The organism is Halopseudomonas bauzanensis (assembly GCF_900114735.1).
GTDB classification, from domain to species: domain Bacteria; phylum Pseudomonadota; class Gammaproteobacteria; order Pseudomonadales; family Pseudomonadaceae; genus Halopseudomonas; species Halopseudomonas bauzanensis.
This window is the reverse complement of sequence record NZ_FOUA01000005.1, coordinates 126,626-149,326: the sequence shown is the minus strand read 5'-3', so window position 1 is coordinate 149,326 and position 22,701 is coordinate 126,626. Positions and strand designations below refer to the sequence as shown.

General features: G+C 60.1%; 23 protein-coding genes and 3 tRNA genes. 21 read left to right on the top strand and 5 right to left on the bottom strand.

Features of this window, described 5'->3' with window-relative positions; all coding sequences use genetic code 11:
- Positions 1–14 precede the first annotated feature (14 nt).
- The 18 genes from BM267_RS12010 (at position 15) to BM267_RS11930 (ending at position 16,801) form a co-directional block, all read left to right on the top strand.
- Positions 15–293 carry a hypothetical protein gene (locus tag BM267_RS12010; protein ID WP_036990549.1) on the top strand — a complete coding sequence of 93 codons (279 nt, stop codon included), beginning with the start codon at positions 15–17 and terminating at the stop codon, positions 291–293.
- Positions 294–330: 37 nt separating this feature from the next.
- Positions 331–513 (top strand): hypothetical protein, encoded by a 183-nt coding sequence (locus BM267_RS12005; RefSeq protein WP_036990548.1) that lies wholly within the window; start codon positions 331–333, stop codon positions 511–513.
- A 96-nt stretch (positions 514–609) separates the two neighbouring features.
- Positions 610–732 carry a cytochrome c oxidase subunit CcoM gene (gene ccoM / locus BM267_RS16925; protein ID WP_036991130.1) on the top strand — a complete coding sequence of 41 codons (123 nt, stop codon included), beginning with the start codon at positions 610–612 and terminating at the stop codon, positions 730–732.
- Between the two features lie 195 nt (positions 733–927).
- Complete coding sequence (locus BM267_RS12000; protein WP_074780412.1) at positions 928–1,566, top strand: tRNA-uridine aminocarboxypropyltransferase; 639 nt, start codon at positions 928–930, stop codon at positions 1,564–1,566.
- Positions 1,567–1,700: 134 nt separating this feature from the next.
- Positions 1,701–2,519 (top strand): SDR family oxidoreductase, encoded by an 819-nt coding sequence (locus BM267_RS11995; RefSeq protein WP_235818276.1) that lies wholly within the window; start codon positions 1,701–1,703, stop codon positions 2,517–2,519.
- Positions 2,520–2,690: 171 nt separating this feature from the next.
- Positions 2,691–3,677 (top strand): GlxA family transcriptional regulator, encoded by a 987-nt coding sequence (locus tag BM267_RS11990; RefSeq protein WP_036990545.1) that lies wholly within the window; start codon positions 2,691–2,693, stop codon positions 3,675–3,677.
- A gap of 51 nt (positions 3,678–3,728) precedes the next feature.
- Entirely contained in the window at positions 3,729–4,943 is a 1,215-nt protein-coding gene (locus BM267_RS11985; protein WP_074780417.1) for an aspartate aminotransferase family protein, read from the top strand.
- 14 nt (positions 4,944–4,957) lie between these two features.
- On the top strand, positions 4,958–5,980 hold the full coding sequence (locus BM267_RS11980) for an arginine N-succinyltransferase (protein WP_036990543.1): 1,023 nt from the start codon (positions 4,958–4,960) through the stop codon (positions 5,978–5,980).
- A gap of 1 nt (position 5,981) precedes the next feature.
- Positions 5,982–7,031 (top strand): arginine N-succinyltransferase, encoded by a 1,050-nt coding sequence (astA, locus tag BM267_RS11975; protein ID WP_074780420.1) that lies wholly within the window; start codon positions 5,982–5,984, stop codon positions 7,029–7,031.
- A 136-nt stretch (positions 7,032–7,167) separates the two neighbouring features.
- On the top strand, positions 7,168–9,789 hold the full coding sequence (alaS, locus tag BM267_RS11970; protein ID WP_074780423.1) for an alanine--tRNA ligase: 2,622 nt from the start codon (positions 7,168–7,170) through the stop codon (positions 9,787–9,789).
- A gap of 81 nt (positions 9,790–9,870) precedes the next feature.
- On the top strand, positions 9,871–11,112 hold the full coding sequence (locus BM267_RS11965; protein WP_074780426.1) for an aspartate kinase: 1,242 nt from the start codon (positions 9,871–9,873) through the stop codon (positions 11,110–11,112).
- A 212-nt stretch (positions 11,113–11,324) separates the two neighbouring features.
- Entirely contained in the window at positions 11,325–11,510 is a 186-nt protein-coding gene (gene csrA / locus BM267_RS11960) for a carbon storage regulator CsrA (RefSeq protein ID WP_036990539.1), read from the top strand.
- Between the two features lie 60 nt (positions 11,511–11,570).
- Positions 11,571–11,661, top strand: a tRNA-Ser gene (locus tag BM267_RS11955).
- Between the two features lie 98 nt (positions 11,662–11,759).
- Positions 11,760–11,836 (top strand) — tRNA-Arg (locus BM267_RS11950).
- A 144-nt stretch (positions 11,837–11,980) separates the two neighbouring features.
- Positions 11,981–13,411 carry a magnesium transporter gene (gene mgtE / locus BM267_RS11945; RefSeq protein WP_036990538.1) on the top strand — a complete coding sequence of 477 codons (1,431 nt, stop codon included), beginning with the start codon at positions 11,981–11,983 and terminating at the stop codon, positions 13,409–13,411.
- Positions 13,412–13,568: 157 nt separating this feature from the next.
- Positions 13,569–13,826 (top strand): OadG family protein, encoded by a 258-nt coding sequence (locus BM267_RS11940; RefSeq protein ID WP_036990537.1) that lies wholly within the window; start codon positions 13,569–13,571, stop codon positions 13,824–13,826.
- Positions 13,827–13,869: 43 nt separating this feature from the next.
- A complete protein-coding gene (gene oadA / locus BM267_RS11935) occupies positions 13,870–15,654 on the top strand; it encodes a sodium-extruding oxaloacetate decarboxylase subunit alpha (RefSeq protein ID WP_074780429.1) in 1,785 nt (594 codons plus the stop codon).
- Positions 15,655–15,664: 10 nt separating this feature from the next.
- Positions 15,665–16,801 (top strand): sodium ion-translocating decarboxylase subunit beta, encoded by a 1,137-nt coding sequence (locus BM267_RS11930; RefSeq protein WP_036990535.1) that lies wholly within the window; start codon positions 15,665–15,667, stop codon positions 16,799–16,801.
- Between the two features lie 105 nt (positions 16,802–16,906).
- Here the strand turns inward: BM267_RS11930 and BM267_RS11925 are convergent, their stop codons facing one another.
- Positions 16,907–17,224, bottom strand: coding sequence for an Arc family DNA-binding protein (locus BM267_RS11925; RefSeq protein ID WP_036990534.1), 318 nt, complete (start codon positions 17,222–17,224; stop codon positions 16,907–16,909).
- A 318-nt stretch (positions 17,225–17,542) separates the two neighbouring features.
- Between BM267_RS11925 and BM267_RS11920 the strand changes: the two genes are divergently transcribed.
- Positions 17,543–17,619, top strand: a tRNA-Arg gene (locus BM267_RS11920).
- A 194-nt stretch (positions 17,620–17,813) separates the two neighbouring features.
- Positions 17,814–19,127, top strand: coding sequence for an MFS transporter (locus tag BM267_RS11915; RefSeq protein WP_036991129.1), 1,314 nt, complete (start codon positions 17,814–17,816; stop codon positions 19,125–19,127).
- Positions 19,128–19,146: 19 nt separating this feature from the next.
- Here BM267_RS11915 and BM267_RS11910 read toward each other — a convergent pair whose 3' ends face one another.
- From BM267_RS11910 to flgA, 4 genes are all read right to left on the bottom strand, one after another.
- Positions 19,147–19,890, bottom strand: a complete 744-nt coding sequence (locus BM267_RS11910) for a flagellar brake protein (RefSeq protein ID WP_083392504.1) — start codon at positions 19,888–19,890, stop codon at positions 19,147–19,149.
- A 67-nt stretch (positions 19,891–19,957) separates the two neighbouring features.
- Positions 19,958–20,419 (bottom strand): flagella synthesis protein FlgN, encoded by a 462-nt coding sequence (locus BM267_RS11905; protein ID WP_074780435.1) that lies wholly within the window; start codon positions 20,417–20,419, stop codon positions 19,958–19,960.
- 37 nt (positions 20,420–20,456) lie between these two features.
- On the bottom strand, positions 20,457–20,774 hold the full coding sequence (gene flgM / locus BM267_RS11900) for a flagellar biosynthesis anti-sigma factor FlgM (RefSeq protein ID WP_036990532.1): 318 nt from the start codon (positions 20,772–20,774) through the stop codon (positions 20,457–20,459).
- A gap of 147 nt (positions 20,775–20,921) precedes the next feature.
- The gene (flgA, locus tag BM267_RS11895; RefSeq protein ID WP_074780438.1) at positions 20,922–21,644 is read right to left on the bottom strand and encodes a flagellar basal body P-ring formation chaperone FlgA; all 723 of its coding nucleotides are present in this window, start codon (positions 21,642–21,644) and stop codon (positions 20,922–20,924) included.
- Positions 21,645–21,756: 112 nt separating this feature from the next.
- Here flgA and BM267_RS11890 point away from each other — a divergent pair, with 112 nt between their 5' ends.
- Positions 21,757–22,692, top strand: a complete 936-nt coding sequence (locus tag BM267_RS11890; protein ID WP_074780441.1) for a chemotaxis protein CheV — start codon at positions 21,757–21,759, stop codon at positions 22,690–22,692.
- Positions 22,693–22,701: the final 9 nt, after the last annotated feature.

Genomic DNA, 22,701 nt, shown 5'->3' with positions numbered 1-22,701 from the left:
CACAGGTAAGACCCATGCTCATCCCGAACCTTCCGCCAGCCGGCGCCCAGCAAGATGCATTCAAGCCTGACCGCAAGATCAGGCCGGGTGCGATCGAGGGTGTGCCTGGAGATCCGTTATCGGAGCTGCCGGTGGATGACAGCGGCTCAAAGGGTGGCCACCAGCAGTCAGCCGGCGAGCAACCGAGTCCAGCTCCCGAACTCGAGAGCGAACAGCCGCCTGCCGTGAAAGCTGCGCCGGGCGGCGCAGCGGACCTGCCGCGCAAGGGCCTGCTGGTTGACATCCGGGCGTGATACGGTGGTAGGCTTGCTGCTGTCCTGAGGAGTGCGCATGTCCGACCAGCCCGAGTCAGCCCCGGTTATCGATCTTGCCGAAGCGCGGCGCAGCCGGCTGCACGATATCCACGAAGCGCGCCTGCTCAAGGTGCGCGCCGCCTTTGAAAAAGCCCTGCCGCTACCTGCTCCGCCCAAGCCTACCCGTAAGAAAAAAGCCAGAAAGCCGAAAAAGCGCTGAAATATTGCGATTAATTGATCCCGGTCAATCAACCGGATGAAGCTCATGGGTATTCTGCAACCATACACGGACATACATGGAAGCGGAGATGCCCTCATGTTTATCGATGATGCAGTGATTGCCGGTTTGTTGACTGTGGGTCTGATGGTCATTTTCCTGGCCGGGGTGGGCGTTTTCATCTACCAGGATGCGCGCAAGAGCAGCAAGAAGAATCCCTGATTCCACTGATTTCGAGAGTTCCGACCAGCGGTGCACGATCTCGGAACCTGCAAATGAGCATGGCTCGCAAGGCCTTTGGCGGTTACCTTCTGGTGACCGCCTTTTTTATTTTCCTGGCTGCATCGGGCGCTCCAGCCTGGGCTTGGGTTGGTTGCCAGGCTAGACTTGCCCGGTCCTGATCACCTGAGCCGGTCCATGTCTGATCCTTCCTGTCCTCCTGTTGTGGCCGCACGGCGGCGGTGCGCCCGATGCCTGCGGCCGGCAGGATATTGCCTGTGTCCTCTGCTGCCGCACATTGCGGCGCGTACGCAGATTCTGGTCATCCAGCATCCGGATGAGCAGCGCCATGCACTGAATACTGCTCGTCTGTTGGTCGCGGGGCTGGCCGACGCCGAGCTGCTGGTAGTCGAGCGACTTTCCGAACAGCGGTGTGAGCAACTGCTCGATGCCGCCTGGCGTACCGAGTTGCTGTTTCCTGGGCACGGCGCATCGCCGCTGCAGCCGACCACCGTCGATGAGCGTCCCCGCCGGTTGGTCCTGCTGGACGGCACCTGGCGCAAGGCGCGCAAGCTGCTGTATCTGAATCCGGTGCTGCAGCAGCTGCCACAGGTTGCGCTGCCGGAAGGGTTGCGTAGTCGCTATCGGTTACGCAAGGCCCCCTCCGCTGGGGCGTTGTCGACCATCGAGGCGGGCATGCAGGCGTTGCAGATGCTGGAGCCGGACGTGGACTTTAGCCCGCTGCTGGCGCCTTTCGATGCCCTGATCGAAGGGCAGATCCGCGCCATGGGCGAGGCGGTCTACCAGCGTAATCATGAAAAACCACGGCCCGACTGAACCCGTCCCATTCGTGACAGTGATTTTGGTGTTTTCCGCTCCTCTCCGGTTCGCGACCCCGCTAGACTGAAAAAATGAACGGCTTGATACAAAAACAATAATTGACTCGCTGGTGTGTGGTTAACGGAGGCGGTATGCGAAAGACAGGTATGCGGGTAGTGATTACGGGCGCGGGCAGTGGGTTGGGGCGTGAGCTGGCGTTGCGTTATGCGCGGGAAGGCGCGCGTCTGGCGTTGGCCGATATCCAGGAAGAGGGGCTCGGCGAAACGCTGCGCCTGGTCGAGGAGGCCGGCGGTAGCGGTTTTACCCGTCGCTGTGATGTGCGTGACTACAGTCAGTTGGCGGCCCTGGCCCAGAGCTGTGAAGAAGTAATGCAGGGTGTGGACGTGCTGATCAACAACGCGGGCGTGGCCTCGGGTGGCTGGTTCGAGGAGTTGTCGCTGGAAGATTGGGAATGGCAGATCAGCATCAACCTGATGGGTGTGGTCAAGGGGTGCAAGGCCTTCGTCCCCATGCTGTTGTCCCAGGGCAGCGGCCGCATCATCAATATCGCTTCCATGGCCGCGCTGATGCAGGCGCCGGGCATGAGCAATTACAACGTCGCCAAAGCCGGTGTGGTGGCGTTGTCGGAAAGCCTGTTATGTGAGCTGCAGCCCAAGGATGTGCAGGTCAACGTAGTCTGCCCGTCGTTCTTCCAGACCAACTTGCTGAGTTCCTTTCGCGGGCCGGACAGCGAGTCCCGGGACGATATCGCCAAGCTGCTGGAAAGCTCGCCCATTTCGGCGGCGGAGATCGCTGACATCATCTATCGGGAAAGTAATGCGGGTACCTTCATGATCCTGCCCCATGACAAGGGTCGTGAAGCTTGGGCTATCAAGCAGGCCCAGCCGCAGGTCATCTACGATGAGATGGCGCGCCTGGCGGTGAAGAAGATGTCCGCATCGGGCAACTGAACAGCTCGAGGCGGTAGCAAGGGAGGCATTCAGGTATGCCTCCCTTTTTTTGTTGTTCCCGTTTCGTCCTGCGGTGTCAAGACCCGCGGCATGTGGCACAATGCAGTCCTGAATTTGAATCGGGATCAGGCGAAACATGGGGTGTTTCCACTGCCACAAGCGGGTCGACGAATGACAGCTGAAGTGCGCCGTATGGCGTTCCTGCTGTGGCCTGGCTGTCATCCGGCGATTCTCATGCCGGCGCTGGCGGTGCTGCGTTCGGCCAACCGCATGGCGGAAACCACCCTTTACCAGATCGAATGCTTCACGCTGGATGACGAGCCCATTGTCTCGCCGGAAGGCTGGGAGTTGCCGGCGCGGCGTTGGGACACGGCGGAGCGTGACGTGTCACAGCTGTGGTTGGTTGCTGATGCCGACCGCCTGCCCACCTCGGTAAGTCCGACGCTGGTATTGCAGCTGCGTTCGCTGTCCCGCGAGGGCGTGGTGCTGGGGGCGCTGGAGGAGGGGGTCTTTCCCCTGGCCATGGCTGGGCTGCTGGACGGCCATCGCTGCGCCGTGCACTGGCGGCTGCTGGAGGACTTTCGCGAACGCTTTCCCGCAGTGCAGGCCGGTACCCGGCTGTTCGAACAGGATGAAGGACGACTGAGCAGCAGTGGCTGCGCCATCACCGATCTGTTTCTAACCCTGGTCAACGAACATCACGGCGCGGATCTGGCGGCGCTGGCGGCTGAGGATCTCAATGTCGAGCGCATCCGTGATGGCAGCGAGCAGCAGCGGGTGCCCCTGCGCAACCGGCTGGGCAGTACCCATCCGAAGCTCACCCAGGCAGTGATCCTGATGGAGTCGAATATCGAGGAGCCGCTTACCACCGATGAGATCGCCCGGCATGTCTGTGTGTCCCGGCGGCAACTGGAGCGGATCTTCAAGCAGTATTTGAACAGCGTACCCTCGCAGTATTATCTGGAGCTGCGCTTGAATCGGGCACGGCAGATGCTGCAGCAGACCAGCAAATCGATCATCCAGATCGGGCTGTCCTGCGGCTTCTCCTCGGGACCGCATTTTTCCAGCGCCTACCGCAACTGTTTTGGTGTCACTCCACGCGAGGACAGAAACCAATACCGTGCCCAGCAGGCGCAGGATGGCCGGGTCAGCCTATAACCGACCGTATCATTACCCGCCGCCATGGCGAATACAGGAGAGTGAGAGGAAATGTCGCAGTCAATGCAGGTCAGTCGCGCCGATTTCGATCGGTTGATGGTACCCAACTATGCCCCCGTGGACATGCTCCCGGTGCGTGGCGACGGGTCGCGACTGTGGGATCAGCAGGGCCGCGATTACATCGACCTGGCCGGTGGTATTGCGGTCAATGCGCTGGGACATGCCCATCCGCAGCTGGTCGAGGCGCTGACCGAACAGGCGCAGAAGCTCTGGCATGTGTCCAATATCATGACCAACGAGCCGGCGTTGCGACTGGCCGGCAAGCTGGTGGCGGCGACTTTTGCCGACAAGGTGCTGTTCGTCAACTCTGGTGCCGAGGCCAACGAGGCGGCATTCAAGCTGGCGCGGCGCTGGGCGCATGATCAGGTTGGGCCGGACAAGCACGAGATCATCGCCTGCAGCAACAGTTTCCATGGCCGGACCCTGTTCACCGTCAGCGTCGGGGGCCAGCCCAAGTATTCCCAGGGTTTCGGCCCGGCGATCACCGGTATCAGCCACGTGCCCTACAACGATATCGCCGCCCTCGAAGCGCAGATTTCCGCGCGCACCTGTGCCGTGGTGATCGAGCCGGTGCAGGGTGAAGGCGGGGTGATTCCGGCGACGGCCGAGTATCTTCAGGCTGTGCGCGCACTGTGCGACAAGCACAATGCGCTGCTGATCTTTGATGAAGTGCAAAGCGGCATGGGTCGTACCGGCAAGCTGTATGCCTATATGCACAGTGGTGTCGCGCCAGACATTCTGACCAGCGCCAAGGGCATCGGCGGGGGCTTCCCGATTGCCGCGATGTTGACTACCGACCGGGTGGCCCCGGCGCTGTCCGTCGGCAGCCACGGCAGCACCTACGGCGGCAACCCACTGGGTTGTGCGGTGGCCGAGAAGGTACTGGATATCATCAATACGCCCCAGGTACTGGATGGTGTTGGCGAACGTCAGGCGCAACTGACTGCGGGTCTGCGTCAGTTGTCGGACGAACTCGGTGTGTTTTCCGACATCCGTGGCCAGGGATTGCTGATCGGTGCCGTACTGGCCGAGCGCTGGCGCGGCGAGGCGGGACAGGTAATGAAGTTGGCCCAGGAAGAAGGCCTGCTGGTATTGCAGGCGGGCGCCGATGTTGTTCGCTTCGCCCCCAGCCTGATCATTCCCGAAGCGGATATCCGTGAGGGGTTGGGGCGGTTGCGGTCCGCGCTGCTGCGCCTGGTCGGATAAACCGGAGGCTCGCCATGCTCATCCAGCGCCTGTGTACCTTGGCCGATCTGCCCGAAATAGAACGCCTGGCCATTGCCAGTCCGGTGGGGATTACCTCCCTGCCGGCGAACAGCGAGCAGCTGGCGGTGATCATCGAGGGCAGCGAGGCGGCGACGGATGAGACGGTTACCTTCACTGGTGAAGAACGCTATTTCTTCGTCCTTGAAGACCTGGAGACCGGCCGTCTTGCCGGTTGCAGCAGCATCATGTCGGCGGCTGGGTTCAGTCAGCCGTTCCACACCTTCCGCAACGATATCTTCATGCATGCGTCCCGCGAGCTGGGCTTGCACAACCGCATGCATGTCCTGTCGCTGTGTCATGACCTGACCGGCCACAGCCTGCTCACCGGTTTCTATCTGGATACGCCCTGGAAGGGCGACTATGCGACGCTCAAGCTCAATGCCTGCGGGCGGCTGCTGTTCATGGCCTCGCACCCGCAACGTTTTGCCGAATCCACTGCGGTGGAGATTTCCGGGGTCTGCGATGAGCAGGGCAATTCGCCGTTCTGGGACGGTCTGGGTCGGCACTTCTTCGATGTCGACTACCGCGAGGCCGAGCGCCTGAGCGGCAGCCACGGCCGGGGTCTGTTGGCGGAGCTGATGCCGGGCTATCCGATCTACGTGTCCATGCTGCCGGACGCGACCCAGGAAGTGATCGGGCAGGTACGCCCGGCGTCGCAGGTGGTCTACGACATCCTCATGCAGGAAGGGTTCGAGACCGACAATTACGTGGATATATTCGATGGCGGCCCGGTCGTGCAGGCCAAGAGCGCCGAGCTGACCTCGGTACGTGGCAGCGAAGTGGCAACGGTGCACATCGGCCAGCCGGCTGCGGCTACCGGCACCTGGCTGGTGGCCAACGAGAAGATACGCGATTTCCGCTCCTGCCTGTGCGAGCTGGCCTGGCAACCGGGCGAGCCCGTGACCTTGGATGCCCGTCTGGCCGAGCTGCTGAAAGTGACCGAAGGTGACACGATCCGTTTGATTGGAGGTGCCTGACATGCTGGTGCGTGCAGCGCGAATGGACGATCTGCCGGCTTTGCTGGAGCTGGCCTCGGGCGTGGGGTCGGGCTTGACCAGCCTGCCGGCCAGCGAGGAGCGGCTGAGCCGACGGCTACAGACGGTAGCGGCGAGCTTTGCCGGCGAGCTGCCAAATGCGGATGCCGATTACCTGTTCGTGCTCGAGGATGGTGATGGTCAGGTGGTGGGCACCAGCGGCATGGTCGCCGCCGCGGGTTTGCGCGAGCCCTGGTACAGCTACCGGGTGGGCCTGACGGTGACCGCCAATCGGGAGTTGGATGTCTATCGTCAACAACCGACACTGTTCCTGAATAACGATCTGACCGGCGCGACGGCGCTGTGCTCCCTGTATCTGAGCGTGCCTCACCGGCATAGCCTGAATGGGCGCCTGCTGTCCAAGGCGCGCTTCATTCATATGGCGGAATTCGGCAATGACTTCTCGCCGCGCATCATCGCGGAAATCCGCGGGCTGTCCGACCGGCAGGGGCGTTCGCCGTTCTGGGACAGCCTGGGCCGGCATTTCTTTCGCATGGATTTTGCCCGAGCCGATTACCTGACCGGGACCGGCAGCAAGACATTCATTGCCGAGATGATGCCGAAATTCCCGCTGTATACCTGCTTCCTCAGTCAGGAGGCGCGGGACGCCATTGCGCGAGTGCATCCGGACTCGGAGCCGGCGCTGGCCATGCTCACCGAGGAAGGGCTGAATTATCAGGGGTATATCGATATTTTTGATGGCGGGATCACCATCGAGGCGCCGCGCAACCAGGTGCGCAGTATCCATGAAAGCCAACAGCTGATATTGGCCACCGGCACGCCGGGGGATGATGCCCAGACCTACCTGGTGCATAACCGGGAGCGCGACAAGTGCCGCATCACCGCAGCGGCTGGCCGCATCGCTGCGGGCAGTCTGGTGGTGGCGCCGGAAACTGCCGAGCTGCTGCGTCTGCGTGCCGGCGCGCCGGTACGTGCCGTGGCGCTGGTCGGTGCGGCGGATGGGGTGGCCGATCCTTACGCGGGCATGTCCTGACCGCGCGACGCAACATTAATCGCTCCGATAGATACAAACGAACTGACCGCAGGATGCATGCTATCTTGCGATGCCTATATAATGACGAGTCCTGCCCGGCGATAGCCCGGCCGACCTGATCCGTGATAAGGGACCTATGAAAAGCGCTGAGATCCGTGAAGCTTTCCTTCGCTTCTTTGAAGAAAAAGGCCATACCCGCGTCGCCTCCAGTTCACTGGTGCCGGCCAACGACCCGACGCTGCTGTTTACCAACGCCGGGATGAACCAGTTCAAGGACTGTTTCCTGGGTCTGGAAAAACGTGCCTATACCCGCGCCACCAGCAGCCAGAAGTGCGTGCGCGCCGGCGGCAAGCACAACGACCTGGAAAACGTCGGTTATACGGCCCGTCACCATACCTTCTTTGAAATGCTGGGCAATTTCAGCTTCGGTGACTATTTCAAGCGGGACGCGATTCTCTACGCCTGGGAATTCCTCACCTCGGACAAGTGGCTCAATCTGCCCGCCGAGAAGCTCTGGGTCACCGTCTACGCCAGTGACGATGAAGCCTACGATATCTGGACCCAGGAAGTGGGAGTGCCCGCCGAGCGTATGGTGCGCATCGGCGACAACAAGGGTGCGCCCTATGCCTCCGACAATTTCTGGGCCATGGGCGATACCGGTCCGTGCGGTCCGTGCAGCGAAATCTTCTTCGACCACGGCGACCATATCTGGGGCGGCCCGCCCGGCAGCCCGGAAGAGGACGGCGATCGCTACATCGAGATCTGGAACAACGTCTTCATGCAGTTCAACCGCACGGCCGACGGCGTGATGCACCCGCTGCCGGCGCCGAGCGTGGACACAGGCATGGGGCTGGAGCGCATCAGCGCCGTGCTGCAGCATGTCAATTCGAACTACGAGATCGACCTGTTTCAGAATCTGCTCAATGCAGCGGCCAAAGCTATCGGCTGTGCCAACGAAGGCCAGGCATCCCTGAAAGTCGTCGCCGACCATATTCGCTCTTGTGGCTTCCTGATAGCCGATGGTGTGCTGCCGTCCAACGAAGGGCGTGGCTATGTATTGCGGCGCATCATCCGGCGCGCCTGCCGGCATGGCAACAAGCTGGGCGCGACCGGGACTTTTTTCCATCGTATCGTCGCTGCGCTGGCGGCAGAAATGGGGGACGCCTTCCCCGAGCTGAAGGCTCAGCAGGCGCATATCGAGCGGGTGCTGCAGACTGAAGAAGAGCAGTTCGCCAAGACCCTGGAGCAGGGGCTGCGCATCCTCGAACAGGATCTGGCCGAGCTCAAGGGCAGCGAGATCCCCGGCGACGTAGTGTTCAAACTGTATGACACCTACGGCTTTCCGATGGATCTGACCGGCGATATCGCCCGTGAGCGCGATCTGACCATCGATGAGGCCGGCTTCGAAAGCGCCATGGCCGCCCAGCGTGAGCGCGCGCGTTCGGCCAGCCAGTTCGGTCTCGACTATAACCAGCTGGTACAGGTGGATAGTGAAACCCGCTTCGACGGCTACACTGCGACTGTCGGCTCCGCCCAGATAATTGCCCTGTACCGTGATGGCGAGCAGGTTTCCAGCCTGAACGAGGGCGAGGCGGGCGTGGTGGTGCTGGACCAGACTCCTTTTTATGCCGAATCCGGTGGCCAGGTGGGTGATACCGGCTACCTTGAAGGTGCCGGCGTGCGCTTCGATGTGCGCGATACCACCAAGGCTGGCGGTGCCCATCTGCACCATGGCGTGGTGAGCAGCGGCAGCCTGAACGCCGGCACCTCGCTTCGCGCCGTGGTGGATGACAGCGTGCGTGACGCCACCAAGGGCAACCATTCAGCTACCCACCTGCTGCATGCGGCGCTGCGCCAGGTGCTGGGCGAGCATGTTCAGCAGAAGGGGTCGCTGGTCGACAGCCAGCGTCTGCGTTTCGACTTCAGTCATTTCGAGGCCATTCGCCCCGAGCAGTTGCGTGAATTGGAGCGTCTGGTCAACGAGCAGATCCGCCACAACACGGCGGTGGAGATCGAGGTCACCGACATCGAGACCGCCAAGGCCAAGGGCGCCATGGCGCTGTTCGGTGAGAAGTACGGCGATCAGGTACGGGTGCTGACCATGGGCGGCGGCTTCTCCGTCGAGTTGTGCGGTGGCACGCATGTCGAGCGTACCGGTGATATCGGGCTGTTCCGCATCACTGCGGAAAGTGGCATCGCCTCCGGTGTGCGGCGTATCGAAGCCATTACCGGTCAGGCGGCGCTGGACTGGATCAACCAGTCGGAAGAGCAACTGCGCCAGGCGGCCCAGCTGGTCAAGGGCTCCCGTGACAACCTGCTGGACAAGCTGGCCGCGGTCATTGATCGCAACCGCCAGCTGGAAAAGGATCTGGAACAGCTCAAGGCCAAGGCTGCCAGCGCTGCTGGTAATGACCTGGCCGGTGAAGCGCAGCAGCTGGGCGGCATGAACGTCCTGGTCAAGCGTCTCGACGGGCTGGACGGCAAGGCGTTGCTGGCGCTGATCGATCAGTTGAAGAACAAGTTGGGTTCGGCAGTGGTGCTGCTGGGCGGCGAGCTGGACGGCAAGGTAGTGCTGGTGGCCGGCGTCACCAAGGACCTGACCGCCAGGGTCAAGGCCGGTGACCTGATTCGCAATACCGCGCAGGCGGTGGGCGGCAAGGGTGGTGGCCGGCCGGACATGGCCCAGGGCGGCGGCACCGAAGTGGCCGCGCTGGATGATGCATTGGCCGGCGCTGCCGAATGGATCGCACAGCAGTAAATGAATAGGGGTCGGTCCGCTTCAGGCGGATCGACACAACGGTCGGGATAACCGATTTCGCATTGGGAGTTGGTGCAACAGATGGCACTTATTGTCCAGAAGTTTGGGGGTACCTCGGTCGGCAGTGCGGAGCGCATTGCCCAGGTGGCTGAGAAAATCAAAGGGTTCAAGGCTCAGGGCCATGATCTGGTCATCGTGGTATCCGCAATGAGTGGCGAAACCAATCGCCTCATTGGGCTGGCCAGGGACATCTGTGCAGATCCGGACCAGCGGGAAATGGACGTGATCCTGTCCACTGGCGAACAGGTCACCATTGGCTTGTTGGCCATGAAGCTCAAGTCCATCGGTATACCCGCCATCTCCTATACCGGTGCCCAGGTGCGCATCGAAACCGATAGCTCTTTCGGTAAGGCCCGCATTCAGCATATAGATGAAGCGAAACTGCGCGCCGAACTGGATGCCGGCAAGGTAGTGATTGTCGCCGGTTTCCAGGGCGTGGACGGGCAGGGCAACATCACGACCCTGGGTCGTGGTGGTTCGGATACTACCGGCGTGGCGCTGGCAGCGGCGCTGAAAGCCGATGAATGTCAGATTTACACTGATGTGGACGGCGTCTATACCACGGACCCGCGGGTAGTGGAGAGCGCCCGCCGCCTGGAGAAGGTCACCTTCGAGGAAATGCTCGAAATGGCCAGCCTCGGTTCCAAGGTACTGCAGATCCGCGCGGTCGAATTCGCCGGCAAATACAACGTGCCACTGCGTGTGTTGCACAGTTTCAAAGAGGGTCCCGGGACCCTGATTACCCTTGAGGAAGATCTTTCAATGGAACAGCCCGTCATCTCCGGCATTGCGTTCAATCGTGACGAAGCCAAACTGACTATCCGCGGCGTGCCGGATACCCCCGGCGTGGCATACAAGATCCTGGGGCCGGTCAGCGCCGCCAATATCGAAATCGACATGATCGTGCAGAACGTGTCCAAGGATCAGACCACCGACTTCACCTTCACCGTCAATCGCAATGACCAGCGGCGCACCGAAGAAATCCTGCGCAAGGTTGCGACCGATATCGGTGCTCGTGAAGTGGCGGGCGACAGTGCCATCGCCAAGGTGTCCATTGTTGGCGTAGGTATGCGTTCTCACGCTGGTGTGGCCAGCAAGATGTTCGAGGCGTTATCGCGCCACGGCATCAACATCCTGATGATCTCCACCTCGGAGATCAAGATTTCCGTCGTCATTGATGAGAAATACCTGGAACTGGCCGTGCGTACTTTGCATTCCGCCTTTGAGCTGGATGCACCCGAGCAGGATTCCGACCATATCTGACGGCATGAATAACGGGGCGGCCGCGCGGTCATCTCGGTGGGCACGGTTTCTGGCTGTCGTGCCCGCATGTTGGTCTCGATCAGCATGAAATGGCCACGGCATCGAACGCTCGGTGCCGGTTGTGGTCACATTCATGCAAGCTTGACGGCTGACAGGCAACAAGCCGGTTTATTGCAGAGCTGTGTCCTGATTATTGAGCAAGGAGAAATGGAATGCTTATTTTGACGAGACGGGTTGGTGAGACCCTGATGGTAGGTGATGAAGTTACCGTAACGGTACTGGGCGTGAAGGGGAATCAGGTGCGTATCGGCGTCAACGCCCCGAAAGAAGTGGCTGTTCATCGCGAAGAAATCTACCAGCGCATTCAAAAGGAAAAAGACGAAGCATCAAATGATTAATTTTCTTAAATTTTTCATTGCATTAGCGCAGCCGCGCAGTTAATATTCTGCGCGTGTTACGGAGAGGTGGCCGAGAGGCCGAAGGCGCTCCCCTGCTAAGGGAGTACACCTCAAAAGGGTGTCGAGGGTTCGAATCCCTCCCTCTCCGCCACTTTTGTATTTGTAGGTTGTCAATTGTTAAGTTCTTGAATTTAAAAGAAAAAAACATTTGACAGGGAATTAAAAGCCTATATAATACGCACCAACAACGCACTCGTAGCTCAGCTGGATAGAGTACTCGGCTACGAACCGAGCGGTCGGAGGTTCGAATCCTCCCGAGTGCGCCAAACGAGAAAACCCACTGGACATCCAGTGGGTTTTTTTTCGTCCTGCGAATGCAGTCATCATGGCTGTGTAAAAGCCTGCCAGACTGATCATAGCCGCTATGTCTTGCGGTTGCGCAGAGCCTTGTCTTGTCGGAGGACGCACCGATGTCGGAGCTGAACAGAAAATCCCCAGAGCGGCTGCAGGACCGGGTCGATCAGGTGGTGCAGTTGCTGGAACGGCACGGGCTGGCTGATGCCTTGGTGCGCGGCCATGGTGGTCCCGGGTTGATCAATCCCCTCCAGCAGCAGGACCAGATCGAGCTGCAGCATCGGCTGGATGAACTGCATTCAGCGGATGTCGCCTATATTCTCGAATCCCTGCCGTTGGCCGAACGCCTGGCGGTCTGGCAATTGGTCAAATATGACCGCGATGGTGAGATCCTGCTGGAAGTCTCGGACGCGGTGCGCGAAATCCTGATTGCCGACATGGACAATCAGGAAATCATCGCTGCGGCCAATATGCTGGATGCTGATGAGCTGGCGGACCTGGCGCCGGATCTGCCGCGGGACGTGGTTCGCGAGCTGATGGACATGCTGGACGCCCAACAGCGGGAGCGGCTCAGGTCGGCTTTGTCCTACGACGAGGACGAAGTCGGCGCGCTGATGGATTTCGATATGGTGACCATCCGTGATGATGTCACCCTGGAAGTGGTCAGTCGCTATCTGCGCCGTTTCGATATCCTGCCTGACCATACCGACAAGCTGTTCGTTGTCGATAATGATGGACGGCTTCAGGGCGTACTGCCGATCAAGAAACTGCTGGTCAGCTCGCCGGATGCACTGGTGGCCGAGGTAATGGTTACGGACCCGGTGATTTTCGATCCCCAGGCCCATGCCAGCGAAGCGGCACAGGCATTCGAACGCTATGACCTGGTAACGGCTCCGGTAGTGGATGCCGGTGGGGTGCTATGTGGTCGCCTGACCGTTGATGAAGTGCTTGATTACATCCGTCAGGAAAGCGAGACGGAAGCGCTCAATTCTGCCGGTCTGCGCGAAGAAGAGGACATCTTCGCCTCGGTCTGGAAATCCGTGCGCAACCGTTGGGCCTGGTTGGCAATCAACCTCTGTACCGCGCTGATAGCTTCCCGGGTAATCGGTCTGTTCGAAGGAGCCATTGAGCAACTGGTGGCGCTGGCGGCCTTGATGCCCATCGTCGCCGGCATTGGTGGCAACTCCGGTAATCAGACCATCACCATGATTGTCCGCGGCATCGCCACCGGTCAGGTGCAGGTCGCTCACGGTCAGCGGCTGCTGCGCAAGGAGGCGGGGGTGGCGATGATCAACGGTCTGTTCTGGGGTTTGATGCTGGCGATCATTGCCTACATTCTCTATGGCAACGTCGCGCTGTCAGTCGTATTGATGGCAGCCATGCTGCTGAACATGCTGTTGGCGGCGCTGATGGGTGTGGTAATCCCTCTGGCCAGACTGCGCACCGGCGGCGACCCGGCATTGGGCTCCAGTGTGCTGATTACCGCCATCACCGACAGTGGCGGATTTTTCATTTTTCTCGGGCTGGCTACCCTGTTTCTGCTATAGGCGCGGCGCCTTTTCCAGTGTCGCATTGATTGCCAAGGATGTCACATCAGGATACATTACCCCGGCTTTGTAGTGACGGAATGGTGTCTCGTTCCGTCTGTCCTCAAGAAGCGCGTCCACGTAAGTGGTGCGCTTTTTTAATGGAGATAGAAAAATAATGACCTCTTCCGAACTGGTGATGGAAGGCGTTGATTTGATGTTCATGGGGCTGGGAACGGTATTTGTCTTTCTGGTGCTGCTGGTTGGCTTGATCAACCTGATGTCCTTCATCATCAGCCGTTTCTTTCCTGACGCCGCACCCACCATTGCTGCACCGAAACGTGCGGCTGCCGCCATCGCGCAGCCGGTCGACTCCGAAATGCTCGCCGTAATAGGAGCGGCTGTCAGCCAGCACCGCGCACGCCGCCGTAGCTGAAAAGCTCATCCAGAAAAAATTACAAAATAAAGGCCATATCATTATGACCGACCTGAAAAACCAGCCATTAGGTATTACCGACGTCATTCTGCGCGACGCGCACCAATCCATCCTCGCTACCCGTATGCGTCTTGAAGACATGCTGCCGATTGCCGGCAAGCTGGATCAGGTCGGCTTCTGGTCGGTCGAATCCTGGGGTGGCGCGACCTTCGATGCCTGTATCCGTTACCTGGGAGAAGACCCCTGGGAGCGTATCCGCGAGTTGAAGAAAGCCATGCCCAACACCCGCCAGCAGATGCTGCTGCGCGGCCAGAACCTGCTGGGTTACCGCCATTACGCTGATGATGTGGTGGAAAAGTTCGTTGAGCGCGCGGCGACCAATGGCGTGGATGTATTCCGCGTGTTCGACGCAATGAATGATCCGCGCAATCTGGAAACTGCGCTCAAGGCGGTGCGGCGGGTCGGCAAGCATGCCCAAGGTACCATTTCCTATACCACCAGCCCGGTGCACACGCTGGAGATGTGGGTCGACCTGGCCAAGCAGATCGAGGACATGGGTGCCGAGTCCCTGGCCATCAAGGACATGGCTGGCATTCTCAACCCCTATGTGGCATTCGAGCTGGTAACACGGCTCAAGCAGACGCTGAGCATTCCCGTGCACATGCAATGTCACGCGACCGCCGGTCTCTCCACTGCCGCTATTCTCAAGGCGGCGGAAGCGGGTATCGATAATGTCGATACGGCCATTTCCTCCATGTCGATGACGTATGGCCATTCGCCGACTGAGTCGGTCGTGGCGATTTTCCAGAACACGCCGCGGGATACCGGCTTGAATCTGGAGTTGCTGGAGGAGGTCGCTGCCTATTTCCGTGAGATACGCAAGAAATACGCAAAATTCGAGGGCAACCTCAAAGGTGTGGATTCGCGCATTCTGGTGGCGCAGGTGCCCGGCGGCATGCTGACCAACATGGAAAGCCAGCTCAAGGAGCAGGGCGCTGGTGAGAAATTCGATGAAGTGTTGGCGGAAATTCCGCGGGTGCGTGAAGACCTGGGCTTCATCCCTCTGGTTACCCCCACCTCGCAGATCGTTGGCACCCAGGCGGTCATCAACGTACTGACCGGTGAGCGTTACAAGTCCATCACCAAGGAAACTGCCGGTGTGCTCAAGGGTGAATACGGCGCGGCGCCGTCCCCTTTCAATAGCGAACTGCAGGCGCGGGTGCTCGACGGTGCGGAGGCGATTACCTGTCGCCCGGCGGATCTGCTTGAGCCGGAAATGGACAAGCTGACCATCGAGTTGCGCAATCTGGCAGCAGAGAAGGGCATCAAGCTCGCAGCGAACGAGATCGATGATGTGCTGACCTACGCCCTGTTCCCGCAGATCGGATTGAAGTTCCTGGAGAACCGCGGTAACCCGGCAGCCTTCGAGCCGGCACCCACCGGCCAGGAATTGGCGGCTGCCAGCACCAAGCCGGGTGAGCCGGAAGTGTATACCGTCACGGTCAATGGCAAGGAGTTCGTGGTTCAAGTAGCTGATGGCGGTGATATCACTGGCATCAAGCAGGTCGGTGACGCGGCACCAGCTCCGGTTACAGCTGTCCCCGCAGCGGGCGGAGGCGATCCGCAAGTGGCTTCGCTGGCTGGTAATATCTTCAAGGTGCTGGTGCAGCCGGGTGAGCAGGTGGATGAAGGCGAACTGGTCATGATCCTGGAAGCCATGAAAATGGAAACCGAGATTCGCGCCTTCAAGGCGGGCGTCGTCGGTACGGTCAACGTCAAGGTGGGCGATGCGGTATCGGTCGGTGACACCTTGTTGACCATCGGCTGAGGAGACCACCATGGAAAAGCTATCCGTGCTCTGGCACACCACCGGGCTGTATCAGATCGCGCCCGGCCAGGCGTTCATGATCCTGGTGTGTCTGATGCTCATTTACCTGGCGATTAGCAAGGGCTTCGAGCCGCTGCTGCTGATTCCGATCGGCTTCGGTGGCATCCTGGCCAACCTGCCGGTGGCGGGCATGGCGGAAGTCGGCGGTCTGCTCCGGCTTATCTATGATGTCGGTATTCCCACCAGTGTATTTCCGCTGCTGATCTTCATGGGTGTGGGCGCGATGACTGACTTCGGCCCCATGCTGGCAAACCCGCGCACACTGTTGCTCGGCGCTGCCGCCCAGGTCGGGATCTTCGGTACGCTGCTGGGTGCCCTGGTGCTGACCGCTTGGGGCGTTCCCGGCTTCGAGTTCACTATGCGCGAGGCGGCTTCCATCGCCATCATCGGCGGTGCCGATGGTCCCACCTCGATCTTCGTGACCTCCAAACTGGCGCCGGATCTGTTGGGACCCATCGCGGTCGCAGCCTATTCCTATATGGCGCTGGTGCCGCTGATTCAGCCGCCCATCATGCGGGCACTGACCACGGAGAAGGAGCGCGCCATTGTCATGACGCAGTTGCGGCCCGTCAGCAAGACCGAGAAGATCGTGTTCCCATTGGTTCTGTTGCTGCTGATCTCCCTGCTGTTGCCGGATGCGGCGCCGCTGGTAGGTATGTTCTGCTTCGGTAACCTGATGCGTGAGTGCGGTGTGGTCGAGCGTCTGGCCGACACCAGCCGTAATGCGCTGATCAACATCGTGACCATCGGTCTCGGGTTGGCGGTGGGTTCCAAGTTGTCCTCGGATTCATTTCTTCAGCTCAAGACGCTGGGTATTCTGGTGCTCGGTATGGTTGCCTTCTGCGTAGGTACGGCGGGTGGTGTACTGATGGCCAAGCTGATGAATCTGGTCAGCAAGCACCCCATCAATCCGCTGATCGGCTCGGCCGGTGTCTCGGCGGTGCCGATGGCTGCGCGGGTATCCAACCGGGTCGGCCTTGAGGCGAATCCGCAGAACTTCCTGCTGATGCACGCCATGGGACCGAACGTGGCGGGTGTCATTGGCTCTGCGGTGGCGGCGGGTATCCTGTTGACCTTCGTCAGCTGACCGATATCCCGATAGAAAAAACCCCGTTCAGTTGCCTGGACGGGGTTTTTTTATAGCTGAGGAATAGGGCGGCAGAGCGGTTTGCCATGCCTGCCGTAGCGTACTTCAGCCTTGTTCGCTGGCCAGCAGAGCCAGTAGCGCATTCTGCTGACGACGGCTCATTTCCCGGAAGCGCAGCAGCAATTCCCGCTCCGGATGGTTCAGGTCTTCCAGGCGCTGTTCATCGAGAGTCTGGCGCGAAGGATGCTCGGGTAAGCTCGGCAGATCCAGCAGGCTGTGCTCCAGCCGGGCGATGATCTCCGAATTCATGCTGCGATGATGTTGCTTGGCAACTTCGGCAATGCGGTCACGCATGCCCTCGGGAAGACGAACAACGAATTTGTCAGCTGTCCGGCTGGTGTAATGCTGAAGTGCTGTTTTCATGGGCAAAAATAATCACTTTGGCTAATGAATCGATCCCGGCCAGTTGGAATCCGCATGGCTTCCTGCCATCCAAACCGCCATCTCGTCAGGATTTGGAAAAATCCCTGACACATTGACAATGGATATAAGCATTTTGCTCAACTCTAATACCCATTTTTTTCAATGGCTTACAAAGTGTCGGAATTACGTCTCTTTTTTGCGACATCTTTCCGGCGCTGGCCATTTGAGATCGAACTTTCGCACCATTTGTCAAGGTGGTCAAGCCCGTCTGCGATCGGTTATCATGCGCAGCACAAAGTCGAGCATTTACAATCATTTGCGCTTGTAGCTCAGCTGGATAGAGCAACCGCCTCCTAAGCGGTAGGTCCCCGGTTCGAATCCGGGCTCGCGCACCAGATGACCGAGCCTGACAGTCCGCACTGTCAGGCCTTTGACGTGCCGGTCCATGCAATTCTCTTTTCCTGGTCCCGCTCCTTGAGTACCGATGTGTCCGATCCTGACGCTGCGTCCGGCTGCGTCCTTCATGCAGCTGCTATCCTGTGTAGCGAAGCAGTTTTTATCCGGTATCCAGCTTAACGGGAGTTTTTCATTGCCCAGTACCTTTGCCTCCTTCTCATCCCTGTACTTCTCCACTCTTCTGATGCTGCTGGGCAGTGGTCTGCTCAGTACCTACCTCGGCCTGCGCCTGTCTGCTGCCAATGTCAGTGAAATCTGGATCGGTGTGCTCATGACGGCCTATTACGTCGGTCTGGTGATGGGGGCGTCGGTGGGGCATCGGTTGATTGCCCAGGTCGGGCATATCCGGGCCTTTGTTGCCAGCGCCGGGATAGTGACGGCTTCGGTGCTCGGCCACGCGCTGACATCCAGCGTGGAAGTCTGGTTGGTCCTGCGCTGGCTGGTGGGTGTGGCGATGATGTGTCAGTACATGGTGCTGGAGAGCTGGCTGAACGAGCAGGCGGAATCCCACCAGCGGGGGCGGGTCTTCGCCGGCTATATGCTGGTGACCTTCCTCGGCCTGGGGCTGGGGCAGCTGGTGCTGACGCTGATGCCCGAGTTGAGCATGCGCCATATCATTCTCGTGGCGATGTGCTTTGCCCTGTGCCTGGTGCCGGTGGCGGTCACCCGCCGGTTGCACCCGGCACCCTTGCATCCGGCGCCGCTGGAAGTCCGTCTGTTCGTCAAGCGTATTCCCCAGGCGCTGAGTACCATCGGCGTGGCCGGATTGCTGTTGGGCGCCTTCTACGGGCTGGCGCCGGCGTATGCCAGTTCGGTTGGTCTGGACACCGAGCATGTCGGCGTGTTCATGGCGGTCACCATTGGCGCGGGGCTATTAGCCCAGTGGCCTGCGGGCTGGCTGTCTGATCGCCTGGACCGTAGCCGGATGATCCAGGTAAACGCCATCGTCCTCACCACCGTCTCGCTGCTCATTGCTCTGGTGGCCTGGCCGCAGTTACTGTTATTGCTGACCGGCATCTTTGGGCTGCTGGCGTTCACGCTCTATCCGCTGGCAGTGGCGCTGGCCAACGACCACGTTGAGCAGGAGGAGCGCGTGCTGCTGTCGGCGATGCTGTTGGTCACCTTTGGCCTGGGTGCCAGTGCCGGGCCATTGCTCGGGTCCGTGCTGATGAAGTTTGGCGGCGCGCCGATGTTGTACGTCTTCATGGCTTGTAGCAGTTTGCTGCTGGTGATCTTCGTGCGGCCGGAACGGGTTACCGGAGAACATCTCGTCGAAGAGGCGCCGATCCAGTTCATGCCTGCTGCCGGTAACCTGGCCTCGTCACCGCTGGCCGCGGCCATCGACCCCCGAGTCGACGAGCAGGTGGTGATCGATCAGATGCAAGAAGAGACGGACCCTCAGGAGCAGCCGGTCGCCGAAGAGGATGATGAGCACCGGCCGGGCTAGGCTGGTAAACGAAAGCACCTCAGAACAGGTCTTCCTTCTCCAGCCGGCGTGCTTCGCGTTGCAGATAATGTACGAAGCGGTCGATTGGCCGTTGGGCCTGTGGGCTGGGCTGATGAAAGCGCAGCCCGACATGCGTGGTGCCGCTGTCCTGGTGATATTCGCGGTGGCGTATCTCCAGATTGATATCGAACTCGGCGGCATCCGGTAACAGCAGTCGGCTCAGCTCATAACGCTCTCCCGGCTGCAGCCCTTGCACGTGATTACCCAACAGGCGGGCCTTGCAGCCGGTCGCGGAAATGTCCAGCAGCTCTCCCTCGAAGCGTCGTTGATGCTTGGCGTGAATCAGCTCCACCCGGGTATCGATACTGCGTTGCACGGTGGCGCGGAACGCGCCGCGACGTTGATGGTAGATCATGCTGTGGGGCAGCGGCACGCTGAAGGCGGGGGCATCCTCGAGCATCACCCGCTTTGCATCAGCTCCCACCCAGCGCATGTGCACACCGTCCAGCCAGGCATCTATCCGAAAGCTTTCTCCCTGGCTGGCCCACTTGTCACCGATGTGCGGAATCATTTCGTCGATGAGCAGGGCCCCGTTCTGGGTATCCAGATCAACGATATAGCTCTGGAAGGTCTGGCTGCGACCATCGAAGGTGATGCTCAGAGGAATGTGAAATTGCTGCAGGTTCTTCAGCAGAATGTGAATTTCGATGCTGGCGGTAACTTCCCGGGGCGGCTGCGGGCTGCCCTCTTGTTCGAATAACATTGACACGACGGTTTCTCGCTGGCGATGGAGTCAATGTGGCTGGCTAGGCAGGCCAGCGACATCCTTGTCAGGCACGGCTTATCGGGCGCCCGGATGCGGAGCGACTGGCGTTCCCCTGACGATCGTACACATTCTGGCTGGCTTCGCCCTGGTTGCGCAGCAGGTCCAGCAATCGGGAGTTGATATGCTGGCTGTGGCGAATCAGTCTGGCATTGCGCAGGTTGGCATTCTGGCAGCGTTCGGCAGCAGTGAGGAAGTCGGTGTGCTGGGCGGCCAACGCGGGGTTATCCAGGCTGCCGATAAAGTCGGTCAGGCTTTGTGAAGCCGGTTTGCTGAGTGTTTCGCACTGGGCGGACAGGGCTTGCTCGTCAGCGACCAGAACTGCGATCAGCGGTGTCTTGGTCTTGGTCAGGGCGTCGAGAGCGTCCATATCCTGATCGAGCAGAACCTGGCGTTCCTGATCAAGCAATTCGGCGAACTGCTCGCAATGTTGTGTGGCCTGGGCAAAAAGTGCGCTGAGATCCTGCATCCTTCATTCTCCGCTGGGCTGCACGGCCACCATCAGATCACTGCTCGAGAGCGATCAGTTTGTCGGCGATCCGCGTACTGTCTATCTGATAGCTACCGTCGGCGATGGCCTGCTTGATCTGCTCGACGCGTGCGCTGTCCACTTCCGGCAGTTCCCGCAGGCGTTCTTCGATAGCCTGCAGTTGCTGCGCCTGATTGCTCAACTTGACCCCGGAGTCGGCGGCTGCCGGTTTGCCGGCGGTCGGTGCGTCGTCGCTCGGGCGTTCCGCCGCCACATCGCGCTTGCCACTGGCTGCGCCGGTCTGGCTGCTGCGGGCGGCGTTATTGGTGCCGCCGGTATTGAAATCTATGACCATGGGTGTGTCCTCAGAACCTGAATGCCTTCTGCTGTAACGGCAGCCACGGCAGAAACTTTAGGGCTGGGAGAAATAATTGTGTGACCTGCTGCACAGTTTGCATGCCTGATTGGATGGCGACAAGTATAGTCGATTCGGGATGCCACATCACATTGCCACTTCGACCTGACCGGGGCCGATGATGCGGGCCCGGATCACACGGTCCGAGCGAGTATTGCGCACCCTGATCTGGCTGCCGGTACTGCCGCTTTCCAGCGCCTCGCCCGGCATGCGCACCGAGACCCGGCTGTTGGCCGCGCTGATCACCACCTTGTCACCGCGCTTTACCGTTTCGTCCTGCTCCAGCTGGTTGGCGCCCAGTACGCTGTCAGCGGCAACCGGACGCCGGGTGCGCAGACCGATGGCTTGCTCCGGGCGTGTCAGATAGCTGCCGCTGAGGTTGCCGACGTTGCGTTCAAGCAGGGTGACATCACCGGCGCTGATGACGCCATGGCGTGGTAGCGGGCGGGTAGTCACCACCACCGGCTGGAACAGGTCGACAGTCGCCGGCACGAACAGCCGCCATTGCACCTCACTATCACAACTGATGCGTACAGTGACGCGCCCGATTGGTACTTCCGGGCTTTCCAGATTGGCCTGGATCGCATCGGCCGGGCACAATGGCAGCCGCAGCCGCGGATCCAGACGGCTCACGGTGATCTCGAAACGCGCGTCGGCAGTGCTGTTGGTCAGGTAGGCGGCAACTTTCTGCTCAAGATAGCTGGTGGTCGTGCCGATAAGCTGGTCAATAAGCGGACTGGCATTCAGACTGCTGGAACTCAGCAGCGCAATAGCCGCGATCAGTTTGATGAAAAATGCCGGTAATTGCATGGAATCCGAAATCCTGACTCAGAGTGACGCCCGTCAAAATGCCGGCGTCGCATAATATGCTGGGGGAAGTGGTGCAAGGATCATGCCTGGTTTGTATCTAGAGGAGCTATTCATGGCTGGCATAATGGATTCGGTGGACAAGCGTACCCAACTGGTCGGGCAGAACCGGCTCGAGCTGCTGCTGTTCCGGCTGGGCGGCCGGCAGCTGTATGGCATCAACGTGTTCAAGGTCAAGGAAGTGCTCCAGTGCCCGCGCCTGACCTCGCTGCCCAAGCTGAATCCGATGGTGCGCGGCGTGGCGCATATCCGCGGCGGTACCTTGCCGATCATCGATCTGGGCAAGGCCACCGGTGGCCGGGCGCTGGAGGACCTGTCCACGGCATTCGTCATCATTACCGAGTACAACAGTCGAGTGCAGGGTTTTCTGGTGCGCGCGGTGGAGCGGATCGTCAACCTGAACTGGTCCGACGTGCACGCACCGCCCCGGGGCGCTGGCCGTGAACACTACCTGACGGCGGTGACGCGGGTGGATGACGAGATGGTGGAGATCATCGATGTCGAGAAGGTGCTCGCCGAAGTGCTCGCCGGTGAGCGAACCGTACCCCAGCAGGCGGAGACCGAGGAAGTACAGACATTGGCAGCGACCACCAGCCGCAAGGTGCTGGTGGTCGATGATTCATCGGTGGCGCGCAAGCAGGTCACCCGCTGCCTGGAGACCTTGGGTATCGACGTGATCGCGCTGAATGACGGTCGCCAGGCGCTGGACTGGCTGAAAGCCGAGGCCGATGCCGGTGTTCAGGTAGGCGACTCGCTGCTGATGCTGATTTCCGATATCGAAATGCCGGAGATGGACGGCTACACTCTGACTGCCGAGGTCAGAAGTGATCCGCGAATGAAAGACCTGCATGTCATGCTGCACACATCGCTTTCCGGTGTGTTCAACCAGGCCATGGTGCGCAAGGTCGGGGCGGATGCCTTCCTGGCGAAATTCAACCCTGACGATCTGGCTGAGCGAGTCATCCAGCGTCTGCAGGCAACCGACACATGAGGCGTGATA